The following is an 11,373-nucleotide window of genomic DNA, read 5'->3' on the forward strand; positions in this document are numbered from 1 at the left end:
AGTGCTATGGAGTTGAAGATTTCAATCGTGACGTGCTCGGATACGCGCGATCTTGCCCAGGACGAGGCAGGCGCTGCACTCGAGGAGCTCATCGCGGCGCAGGGCTGGACGGTTGCCTCGCATACGGTGGTGCATGACGATGTTGACGAGATCGGTGCTGCCATTGTGGCTGCGGCCGACGATTGCCAGGCCAACGTGGTCATCACCTGCGGCGGCACGGGGCTTTCGATGCGCGATGTGACGCCCGAGGCGACGCGTGCCGTCTGCGATCGCGAGGTGCCGGGTATTGCCGAGGCGATCCGTGCGTACTCGATGACCAAGACGCGCCGCGCCATGCTCTCGCGCGCTATTTGCATGCAACGAGGTCATACACTTGTCGTAAACTTTCCCGGTTCTACGAAGGCCGCTCGCGAAAGCTGGGAGGCCATAGCGGACCAGCTGGAGCATGCGGCTCAGATGACAGCGGGCGGCGGACATACCAACTAAGCGGTTTACCTGCGGCGGAGCGACCTGAACGGCTGCTCCGCCTTTTATTTGCGCCCAAGGGGACGGCATTCTGTAGGCATGCTTGAAACTATATTCTCAGACGAGAATAATTTCTCATAATCATTATTCGCACCGAAGTATAATCTAATTACAGAATAAAGCCCGCGGTGGGGTACCCGGGCATAAGGTCCGAAAGGGTTGAACATGTTCGATATGGTTTCTCGCCGCGGATTCGTCTCACTCTCTGCTGTCGCCGCTGCCGGCCTTGGCCTTGCCGGCTGCTCTGGCAACAAGACGTCTGAGCCGACTGGCTCCGATGCCGGTTCTGCTAAGGCATCTTCCAAGAAAGCTGTCGAGCTGCAGGTCTTTGCCGCCAACTCGCTCGAGAAGGCTCTGCCCGAGGTTCAGGAGCTTTACACCGAGCAGACCGGTACCACGTTTGCCGACACGCAGTTTAAGGCGTCTGGCGACCTCGTTGAGCAGATGCGCGCCGGTGCCACGGTCGACGTGCTCATCACCGCTTCCAAGGGCACCATGGACGACGCCGAGGCCGTCGAGCTCGTCGATGCCGACACGCGTGAGGATATGTTCGTCAACGATCTTGTGATCATTCGCGCTGAGGGCTCCGACACCAAGATCGAGGCCATCGCCGACGTCGCGAACCTGGACGGCAAGATCGCCATCGGCGATGCCAAGACCGTCCCCGCCGGCAAGTACGCCAACCAGGCGTTGGCTTCCGTGGGTCTCTACACCGGCACCGAAGGCGACGACGGCGAGTATGCTCCCGAGATCGCCGACAAGGTCGCACTGGCCGACAAAGTTGGTACCGCTGCCGCCTATGTGTCCACAGGCGACTGCGTGGCCGGTTTTGTCTACAGCTCCGATATCTTCCGCTACGACGGCATCGAGGAGGCGTTCGTGTGTCCCGAGGACTCGCACAAGCCCATCGTGTATCCGGGCGCCGTTGCCGAGAGCTCCGAACATGCCGACGAGGCTAAGGCGTTCATCGACTTTTGCCTGTCCAACAAGAAGGCTCAGAAGATTTGGGCTAAGTACGGCTTTGAGCTTTCCGCGTAGTGCGGCTTGGTGCGATAATTCCATCGTTTTGTGTTTCACTCCGTCCTTGTATTCGCTTGGAGCTTTTCGTGCTTAATAGATTCCGCATGCTTGTCGCCTGTGCTTTGACCTTCGCGCTTTGCTGGATGCCGGGATTTGCGTTTGCTGGGGACGCTGAGGACGGGGCCCAGGTTGCTGCGACCGCTCATGGGCTTTCCTATGGGATCGAGGGTTTTGAGCGGTTGGCCAAGGGGACCGCTCGTGCCATGGAGGGCCAGCCTGAGGGCTACCGGTTTCCCGTTGACGAGGACGTGGACCTTGTAGCGGCGCCTGCTGCCGATCGCGTTGTGGTGTGGATATCGCCCAAGGCGGTCGAGAAGTTTGGATTGGATCCGCAGGACAACGAGTGCGTATCGGGTCTCAAAGCCCTCGTCTGTGAGCTCGACAGCTCAAACTGCATGGGAGGTGCGCAGCTAGGGGACGTGGATCTTCCTTGGTATGTCACGGCGGAAACAACGTTTGATACCGGCGGGTATACCTATGGCTTTGACGAGCGTGGTACGGATGGGGACCGCTATGTGGTGATTGCATCAGCCTCGGGTGATGCCAAGGGCGGCGCGCGTTGGCTTGATAGCGCTCAAATGGTAGAGGCATCGTCTGCCGTGTTGCGGGATGAGCGGGGGCCCTTGACCTCTCTGGCCTCCTTTTTGGGCGACATCGACTATCGCCCGTTTTGGGTGTCCATTAAAACGAGCGGCCTTGCCCTGCTGATCTCCTTTGCGCTGGGCCTGTTCGCCGCGTGGAAGACTATGGGTACCTCGAGCCGCATCAAGGGCCTGCTCGATTCGGTCTTTACGATTCCTATGGTGCTGCCGCCCACGGTCTGCGGCTTTCTGCTTCTCATGCTGTTTGGCCGCTCGACCGGGGTGGGCCAGTGGCTCATCGCGCACGGCATCTCGATCGTCTTTACCTGGCCCGCGGCGGTGATATCTGCCGTGGTAGTGTCGTTTCCGCTGGTCTACCGCACGACGCTCGGAGCCTTCGAGAGCCTCGACACGCAGATGCTCGACGCCGCGCGAACCCTGGGATGGTCCGAGCGTCGCATCTTTACCAAGCTTATGATGCCGCTTGGCTGGCCCTCGATTGCCGCCGGCACGGTGCTCGCCTTTGCCCGCGCGATGGGCGAGTTCGGTTGCACCCTGTTCTTTGCGGGCAACTACGCTGGCATTACCCAGACCGTCCCCATCGCCATCTACTTTGAGTGGATGGGCGGCAACACGTCGGTGGCGCTCTTTTGGGTCATCGTCGTAATCGTGTTCAGCTTCCTGGTCATTCTGTTCATCAATATGTACACGGCGCATTCGCAAAAGTACCGTGAGCGCGGCCTGTCCCGCGCAGAGCGCAAGCAGGCCAAGCAGCTGGGCGGCCAGACCGATTCGCTCGACCCAGTCGGCGGCGATGCACTGCGTATCGATCGCGAGGCGCTGGCCGAGCTTATGCGCGATGACACGGTCGCAAAGGGAGGTCGATAAGCCATGTCGCTTGTTCTGGCTATCAAAAAGCGCTATCCGGGGTTCACTCTCGACATGCAGCTTGAGGCCGGCGAAGAGCGCGTGGCGCTGCTGGGCGCCTCGGGTTGTGGCAAGAGCTGCACCTTGCGTTGCATTGCCGGCGTGGAGACGCCCGACGAGGGCGAGATCGTCGTCAACGGCGTGACCTTCTTTGACTCGGCGGCGGGTATCAACCTGTCGCCCCAGGAGCGCAAGTGCGCCCTGCTGTTCCAAAACTATCAGCTGTTTCCCAATATGACGGTGGCCGATAACGTGTGCGCCGGCGTACAGGATGCGGGTGACGTCGCTGCACGCAAAAAGCTCGCCGAGCGCTATCTGGGCATTTTTGGTCTGGCCGATTTTGCCGACCGCTATCCCGCACGCCTCTCGGGTGGTCAGCAGCAGCGCGTGGCGCTTGCGCGCATGGTGGCGGCACACCCGGGCATTTTTATGTTCGACGAGCCCATGAGCGCGCTCGATGCCTACCTTAAGAGCGCGCTCGAGCAGAACATGCTCGACCTGTTCGACGTGTGCAACCGCACCGTGCTCTACGTGAGCCACGATATCGACGAAGCGTGTCGCCTGTGCCAGCGCATTTGCGTGATGCATAACGGGCATGTGGAGGAGATCGGCTCCGTCGAAGATGTGGTCCGCCGGCCGCAAACCTTGGCCGCGCTGCGCTTGACGGGCTGCAAGAACACAAGCCGGGCGTGCAAGATCGGCGACGAAGAAGTTGAGGCCCTCGACTGGGGCATGACCTTTAATGTGGGTCGCGAGGTTCCTGATGATGTGGCGTACCTGGGGATTCGCGCAAGTTACTTCCATGTTGACAACCGTGCCGAGCGGGGTCGTAACAGCTACGACTTACGCGTGGCCCGGGTGAACGATTCGCGCTTTGAGCGGCTGGTGCTGTTGGACGTGCCACGTGTCGATGCACCCACGCGTCTGCAGTGGAAGGTCAACAAGGTGGGCGTACCTGTAGAGGAGTTGCCACGGGCGGGGGAGACCTTGCGCATGCATTTTGATGCGAGCAGGATTCATTTGGTTTGTCGATAGCGCCGGGTAATGCCGTCGGGGATATAGGCCTCGGCGGCTTCGCCTTGCCGTTCGCCGAATGAGGGATGACAAACTCCTATCAATCAAGATAATTATTTATTAAACGACGGCACACGATGCTGTCGTACGAATGTCAACGGTGTTCGCATGGTCGATGACCGTTGATATAGTTGACCTTAACTTGTAAAGGAGGGTGCGCGCATGCCACAGACGACATACATTCGCCGCGTTGCCGCGCGTGCCCTATATATCGCTCGGAGCCGCATATGAGCAGGTATGTTCACGGCTCCGGGAGAGACGACGCACAACTAAATAGTCAACCGCAAAGCAGGTTCCCCAAAATTCCGGGTTTGAGCACGGCAGGGCAATCGCCGCCCGTCGTGCACCGATACCGCTGTTATCCGTTTTTGGTTCGAGAGGGGAACCGTCATGGCTGAAGAATTCGATTTCCATCCGATGTGGGAGAGCCTCGGCATGAATCTTGCCGACCACGACATGCTGCTGGGCGCCGTGGGCCAGATGTACGGCGATATGTTCTTGACGCAGAACAATCGCCCCAAGTCCACGTCCTACCTGGACTTTGTGGCCACCAACATCCACAGCGGCCGTATTAAGGAGATGCTCGACAAGAAGGAGGCCGGCGAGGCCACCAAGATCGTGGGCTCGTTCTGCGTGTACGTGCCCGAGGAGATCGTGCTTGCCTGTGACGGCATTCCCGTTGGTCTGTGCTCGGGCGCCGATTGGGCAACGGACAAGGTCGAGGAGCACTTGCCGCGCAACACTTGTCCGCTCATCAAGAGCTTTGCCGGCTTTAAGCTGGGTGAGGTCTGCCCCTACATCGAGTCGAGTGACTTGGTGGTAGGCGAGAACACCTGCGACGGCAAGAAGAAAGCCTACGAGTTCTTTGCCACGCAAAAGAACATGTACGTCATGGATATTCCCAACGTACACGACGAGTCGACGCTTGTGACCTGGAAGGCCGAGGTCAAGAAGCTCGCCGCCAAGATCGAGGAAGAGTGTGGCGTCAAGATTACGCCCGAGCGTCTGAAGGCCGCCATCCACGCCGTCAATGAGAAGCGCCGTGCCCTGCGGCGCCTCGCTGCCACGCGCGCTGCCGACCCAGCGCCCATTAGCGGTCTCGACAGCCTGCTGACCGTTCAGGCCGCCTTTATGGACGACACGCCGCGTCTGACCGGAGCCATCAACGATATGGCGGCTGAGTGCGAGCAGCGTGTCGAGGCCGGCGAGGGCGTGGCGCCCAAGGGGACCAAGCGCATCCTGTACACCGGCACGCCCATGGCCGTGCCCAACTGGAAGCTGTTCAACCTCATCGAGAAGGCCGGCGGCGTTGTGGTAGGCGAGGAGTCCTGCACGGGTTCGCGCTATTACAAGGACCTGGTCGACGAGTCCGGTGAGACGGTTGACGAGATGCTCGATGCCATCGCCGAGCGCTACTTTAAAATCAACTGCGCCGTCTTTACGCCCAACGACCAGCGTATGAAGGACATTGTCCAGATGGCCAAGGACCTGTACGCCGACGGCATCGTCGACGTGGCCCTGCAGTTCTGCACGCTCTACGAGATGGAGTCGTTTGCCGTGGAGAAGGCCGCCGAGGAGGCAGGCATTCCATTTATGCACATCACGACCGACTACGCCGGCGAGGATGCAGGCCAACTGCAAACCAGGATTGAGGCTTTCTTGGAAACCATTTAGGGCTATCCGTCCCGGCGGCTTTCCCAGGCACCCGATCTTCCCCTTCAAACCGTCGCCTGCGAATCAAAGTACGCGACGCTCCTCTTTCACGGCAACCTCGGGCACCTGGGAAAGCCGTTTCCTTGGTTGGTTAAAAGGTTTGTTAAGGAGTTATATGTCGGAAAATATTGAGCAGCCGTTGCCGCGCACGTTTGAGGAGTTCAACGAGCAACGCAAAGCGGCGTTTATTCGCGTCAAGGATTATAAGCAGGCGGGTAATCGCCTGGTCGGCTTTTTGTGCAGCTATACGCCGCTCGAGATTATCGATGCCGCGGGGGCTGCGAGCGTGGCTCTGTGCGGTACGTCCGATGAGGTGATTCCCGAGGCCGAGAAGGTGCTGCCGGCAAACCTGTGCCCGCTCATCAAGTCTACGTATGGTTTTGCCTATTCGCAAAAGTGTCCGTTTACGTACTTTAGCGACATGATCATCGGTGAGACCACCTGCGACGGCAAGAAGAAGATGTGCGAGCTACTCAACGAGCTCAAGCGCACGCACATTCTGCATCTTCCGCAGGGTCGCGATCGTGCCTACGAGCGTGAAGGCTGGTACGAGGAGTGCCGCCTGCTCAAGGAGGAGCTCGAGGGCTTCTACGGCATCACGATTGCCGACGATGACCTGCGCGCCGCCGTCCGTCGTCGCAACCGTCTGCGTGCGGCCCAGCTCGAGATGTTTGCGCTGCAGGCCAACCAGCCGGCAGCCATGAGCGGCGTCGACCTGATGAGCACCATGTTTGCCGGTACGTTCAGCTTTGATATCGAGGCCTATACGCAGCAGCTGGAGCAAAAGGTCGCCAAGCTGCGCGAGGCCTACGACGCGGGCGAGCGCCCGGTTGCGGCGGATGCCAAGCGCATTCTGATCACCGGCTGCCCGGTGGGCGGCGTGATCAACAAGATCGGCCGCACCATCGAGTCCAACGGCGGCGTGGTCGTGTGCATGGACGACTGCTCGGGCGAGCGCACGGCGGCCATGATGATCGACCCGGAGGCTCCCGATATCCTGCGCGCCATCGCCGACCGCTATCTGGATATCAACTGCTCGGTCATGACGCCCAACGACGGTCGTATGGAAAACACGCTGGCCATGTGCGAGAAGTACCACGTCGATGGCGTGGTGGAGAGCGTGCTGCAGGCGTGCCACACCTTTAACGTGGAGAGTGCGCGCATGCAGGAGGCTGTCGAGGGTGCGGGCATTCCGTACATGAAGATTGAGACCGATTACAGCAACGGCGACATGGGCCAGATCGAGACGCGCGTCGCCGCCTTCATCGAAACCCTCTAGCTTCCTCAGGCACCGGATCTTGCCCCTCAAACCGTCGCTTGCGTACCAAAGTACGCTGCGCTCCTCTTTCAGGGCAACCTCCGGCACCTGAGAAACCTAGAGCCAAGGCGCCTGAACGCGCCGCTACCTTTGATGTTTAGATTGGGAGAGAGCCATGATAGGGATCGGGATCGATATCGGGTCTACGGCGGCTAAGGCTGCTGTGGTCGACAGGGAGGGTTCGGTGGCGTGGACGTGCGTGCAGCCAACCGGGTTCTCCTCGGTCGATGCGGCCGAGCGTCTGCGCGGTGAGCTCGCCGCAGCCGGCTATGACGTGGCGGGCGACGATGCTCGCGTGGTCGCGACTGGCTACGGCCGTGTCGCCGTGCCCTATGCGCATAAGGTCGTGACCGAGATTACCTGCCACGGTACCGGTGCCGTGCACCTGTTTGGCGATCACGGCACGGTGATTGACGTGGGCGGCCAGGACACCAAGGTCATTCAGCTTAAAAGTGGCCGCGTGGCCAAGTTTGCCATGAACGACAAGTGCGCCGCCGGCACGGGGCGCTTTTTGGAGATCATGGCCGACCGCCTAGGCATTTCCCAGCAGCAGATGGCAGACCTCGCCCGCACCGGCGAGCCTACCAAGATCAGCAGCATGTGCACGGTGTTTGCCGAAAGCGAGGTTATCAGCCTGATCGGTCGCGGTGAGCCGCGCGAGAACATTGCGCGTGGCGTGATCGATAGCGTGGTCTCGCGCGTGGCGACCATGGCCGGGCAGGCCGCGGGCGCCCCGTACTACCTGACCGGTGGCCTGTGCGAGAACGCCTTCGTGGTGGAGCGGCTGGCAGCGCTGCTGGGGTCGCCGGTCACCACCTCGCCCCAGGCCCGCTTTGCCGGTGCCATCGGTGCGGCGATTCGCGCACAGGCGCTCAATTAATGCATCCGCTGCAGGCTCGCATTCATGCGTATACTGGGAGAAAATGATTGACCGATGAGAGGAGGTATCGATGGCTGACGATCAGATTAAGCTCACGTCTATGACTGCCGCGAGCGGTTGAGCCGCTAAGTTGGCTCCCGGAGCCCTCGCCCAGGTCCTGGGCGACTTACCCAATGTGCATAACGACAACCTGCTCGTGGGGTTCGATACCTCCGACGATGCGAGCGTTTTCCGCGTTGGCGAGAACTTGGGTCTCGTGCAGTCCATCGACTTCTTCCCGCCGATGGTCGACGATCCCTATCTGTTCGGCCAGATCGCCGCGGCCAACTCGCTGTCGGACATCTACGCCATGGGCGGGCGGCCGAGCCATGCCATGAACTTGCTGTGCATTCCCAATTGCCTGGGCGTTGAGGTTGCCGGGCAGATTCTGGCGGGTGGCGCCGACAAGTGCGTCGAGGCCGGCTGCTCCATCGCGGGCGGTCATACCATCAACGACGACGAGCCCAAGTATGGCCTGTCCGTGAGCGGCTTTGTCGCGCTCGACCGCATGCTCGCCAACAGCGGCGCGCACGTGGGCGATGTTCTGCTGCTGACCAAGGCGGTCGGCTCGGGCATCATCACCACGGCCATTAAGGGCGAGCTCATCGAGCAGGACGAGGCCGCAGCCATGTTTGACTCGATGCGCACCCTCAACGAGGCGCCGATTCGTCTGGCCGAGGGACTTGAGCTTCACGGCTGCACCGATGTCACGGGTTTTGGCTTGATCGGGCACGCGTGCGAGATGGCCGAGGGCTCGGGTGTGCAGATCGAGCTTACGTCGGGGGCGGTGCCGCTCTTTGATCAGGTGCTCGACATGGCACGTCTGGGCATTATCCCCGCGGGTTCCTACCGCAACCAGGACTTCTTTGGCCCGCGTGTGGCTGCCGACGAGGACCTGGAGCCGGGTATGTTAGATGCGCTGTACGATTCGCAGACCTCGGGTGGTTTGCTCATCGCGGCGCCCGCGGCGGATGTGGTTGAGCTTGCGCGTCGCCTGGATGCCGAGGGGCGCGTTGCCGCCGTTGTCGGTCGCGTGTGCGAGGCGGAGCCGGGCGGTCCTGCCGTCCACGTTGTTCGCTAGCCCGCACGTTTATGTAACTGTTTACCGTTCTCTAGAACGGTTCTTTCGAAAGGATTTGCTATGTCTACCAAAATTGAAGTCAATGCCATGGGCGATGCCTGCCCGCTGCCCGTCGTCAAGACGCTTAAGGCACTCAAACAGCTTGATGGCGAGGGCGCCGTCGTGACCTCGGTCGACAACGAGACCGCCGTCAAGAACATCTCCAAGATGGCGCAGGAGAAGGGCTGCACGGCCTCGGTCGAGAAGATTTCGGACGCCGAGTGGCACGTGACTGTCGCGACCGCCGGTGCCGTGGCCGTTGCAGACCCCGAGCAGGACGGTGCCGCTTTCTGCGACGCCAGCGCCGGCAAGGGCAAGCTCGTCATTTCCGTCTACACCGATTGCATGGGCCGTGGCGACGACGAGCTGGGCCACAAGCTCATGAAGGCGTTTATCTTCGCCGTGACGCAGCAGGAGGAGCTGCCCGCGACCATGCTGTTCTACAACGGCGGTGCCAAGCTCACCGTAGAGGGCTCTCCGGTGCTCGACGACCTGAAGGGCCTGGCCGAGCAGGGCGTCGAGATTCTCACCTGCGGTACCTGCCTAGACCACTTTGGCATTAAAGACCAGCTTGCGGTGGGCGAGGTCACCAACATGTACGTGATCGTGGAGAAGATGGAGCAGGCCGTGCGCGTCGTGCGCCCGTAGCGTATTGGTTGGAGTTGCCATGAGGGAGAAGCGCCCGGCGCTTGTCATCACGTTTCCTACCACGGCGGCCGCCATGGGGTGCGAGACCCTATGCATCGAGCGCGGCCTTCCCGGGCGAACGATTCCCGTGCCCGGGGAGGTCGCTGCCGGCTGCGGTCTGGCGTGGAAGGCGTTGCCTGCCGATGAGGAACTGCTGCGCGCCGAGCTTGCCGCAGCGGGCATTCCCACCGAGGGCTATACCGTGATTGATATGTGGGAGGTCGTGCGATGATCTATCTGGATAACGCGGCGACGACCATGCACAAGCCGCAGACGGTCATCGATGCCGTGACGCAGGCGATGTGCTCGCTCGGCAATGCCGGGCGCGGCGCCACGTCGGGTGCCCTCGATGCCGCTCGTACGATTCACGCTTGCCGTGCCAAGCTCGCGCGCCTTTTGGGTTGCCCGAGGGCGGACCATGTGTGCTTTACGCCCAACTCCACGGCGGCGCTCAACACCGCCATCAACGGGGTGGTGCGCCCCGGCGACCATGTGGTCACAACGGTGCTCGAGCACAACTCCGTGTTGCGTCCGCTCAACCGCCTGGCGGCAGAGCGGGGCGTGACCGTTGAGCATGCGGGCTGCGACGCGAACGGCGTGCTCGACTACGACGAGCTCGAGCGGCTGGTCACGCCCGGTACGCGTGCCGTGGTGGTGACACATGCCTCTAATGTGACCGGCAATGCGGTCGATGTCGCACGCGTGGCTACCGTGGCCCACGCGGTCGGCGCGCTCGTGATCGTCGACGCCTCGCAGTCTGCTGGCTCGGCGAAGATCGATATGGCTGGTATGGGGCTCGACATTGTGTGCTTTACCGGCCACAAGGGGCTCATGGGACCTCAAGGCACCGGTGGCCTGGCCGTGGCGGAGGGCGTCGACGTGGCGCCCTGGGCCATGGGCGGCACGGGTGTGCACAGCTTCGATGCGTTACAGCCCATGGAGTGGCCCACGCGGCTCGAGGCGGGCACGCTCAACGGTCACGGCATAGCGGGCCTTTCCGCAGGCCTTGATTTTATCGAGGCACAGGGTGGAGTTGAAGCGATTGCGGCTCACGAACGCGCCCTGGCGGATCGCTTTCTCGCTGGCGTGCGCGAAATCCCGGAGATCAAGCTCTACGGCGCCTTTGACCAGCCGTCGCGCTCGGCGATCGTCTCACTCAACGTGGGTGATATCGACTCTGCCGAGATCTCGGACGCGCTCATGCAAGGGTGGGGGATTGCGACGCGCCCCGGTGCCCATTGCGCCCCACTCATGCACCGCGCGCTGGGAACCGAGCGCCAGGGCGTGGTTCGCTTCTCGTTTGGTTACTTCAACACGGCCGAGGAAGTCGACACCGCGATTGACGCTTTGCGCGATTTAAGCAGCGATTAGACCAACCATTTGCGCCCTTAGATAAACCGTTTGCGCAGCCTTCCCGCATTGTCGCTTA

At 61.4% G+C, this 11,373-nt stretch carries 11 protein-coding genes; all 11 read left to right on the forward strand.

The window, feature by feature from the left end; genetic code table 11:
- The first annotated feature begins 6 nt into the window (after positions 1–6).
- Positions 7–486 carry a molybdenum cofactor biosynthesis protein B gene (locus DXA43_RS05050; protein ID WP_117806444.1) on the forward strand — a complete coding sequence of 160 codons (480 nt, stop codon included), beginning with the start codon at positions 7–9 and terminating at the stop codon, positions 484–486.
- A gap of 204 nt (positions 487–690) precedes the next feature.
- Positions 691–1,563: a molybdate ABC transporter substrate-binding protein gene (gene modA, locus DXA43_RS05055; RefSeq protein ID WP_117806445.1), complete on the forward strand. Its 873-nt coding sequence runs from the start codon at positions 691–693 to the stop codon at positions 1,561–1,563.
- Between the two features lie 68 nt (positions 1,564–1,631).
- Positions 1,632–3,074, forward strand: coding sequence for a molybdate ABC transporter permease subunit (modB, locus tag DXA43_RS05060; protein WP_233540020.1), 1,443 nt, complete (start codon positions 1,632–1,634; stop codon positions 3,072–3,074).
- A gap of 3 nt (positions 3,075–3,077) precedes the next feature.
- Positions 3,078–4,148 carry a sulfate/molybdate ABC transporter ATP-binding protein gene (locus DXA43_RS05065; RefSeq protein ID WP_117806447.1) on the forward strand — a complete coding sequence of 357 codons (1,071 nt, stop codon included), beginning with the start codon at positions 3,078–3,080 and terminating at the stop codon, positions 4,146–4,148.
- Positions 4,149–4,577: 429 nt separating this feature from the next.
- Positions 4,578–5,861: a double-cubane-cluster-containing anaerobic reductase gene (locus tag DXA43_RS05070; RefSeq protein ID WP_117806448.1), complete on the forward strand. Its 1,284-nt coding sequence runs from the start codon at positions 4,578–4,580 to the stop codon at positions 5,859–5,861.
- A 154-nt stretch (positions 5,862–6,015) separates the two neighbouring features.
- Positions 6,016–7,179, forward strand: coding sequence for a double-cubane-cluster-containing anaerobic reductase (locus DXA43_RS05075; RefSeq protein ID WP_117806449.1), 1,164 nt, complete (start codon positions 6,016–6,018; stop codon positions 7,177–7,179).
- 154 nt (positions 7,180–7,333) lie between these two features.
- Positions 7,334–8,098, forward strand: a complete 765-nt coding sequence (locus DXA43_RS05080) for an acyl-CoA dehydratase activase (protein ID WP_117806450.1) — start codon at positions 7,334–7,336, stop codon at positions 8,096–8,098.
- Positions 8,099–8,168: 70 nt separating this feature from the next.
- Positions 8,169–9,218, forward strand: a complete 1,050-nt coding sequence (selD, locus tag DXA43_RS05085) for a selenide, water dikinase SelD (RefSeq protein ID WP_117806451.1) — start codon at positions 8,169–8,171, stop codon at positions 9,216–9,218.
- 60 nt (positions 9,219–9,278) lie between these two features.
- Positions 9,279–9,905 carry a sulfurtransferase-like selenium metabolism protein YedF gene (gene yedF / locus DXA43_RS05090; protein WP_117758972.1) on the forward strand — a complete coding sequence of 209 codons (627 nt, stop codon included), beginning with the start codon at positions 9,279–9,281 and terminating at the stop codon, positions 9,903–9,905.
- A gap of 19 nt (positions 9,906–9,924) precedes the next feature.
- On the forward strand, positions 9,925–10,176 hold the full coding sequence (locus DXA43_RS05095) for a DUF3343 domain-containing protein (protein WP_117564982.1): 252 nt from the start codon (positions 9,925–9,927) through the stop codon (positions 10,174–10,176).
- On the forward strand, positions 10,173–11,315 hold the full coding sequence (locus DXA43_RS05100) for an aminotransferase class V-fold PLP-dependent enzyme (protein ID WP_117757037.1): 1,143 nt from the start codon (positions 10,173–10,175) through the stop codon (positions 11,313–11,315). The genes DXA43_RS05095 and DXA43_RS05100 overlap by 4 nt, the downstream gene beginning before the upstream one ends.
- The last annotated feature ends 58 nt before the right edge of the window (positions 11,316–11,373 follow it).

This window comes from Collinsella sp. OF02-10 (assembly GCF_003463445.1).
Lineage (GTDB): Bacteria > Actinomycetota > Coriobacteriia > Coriobacteriales > Coriobacteriaceae > Collinsella.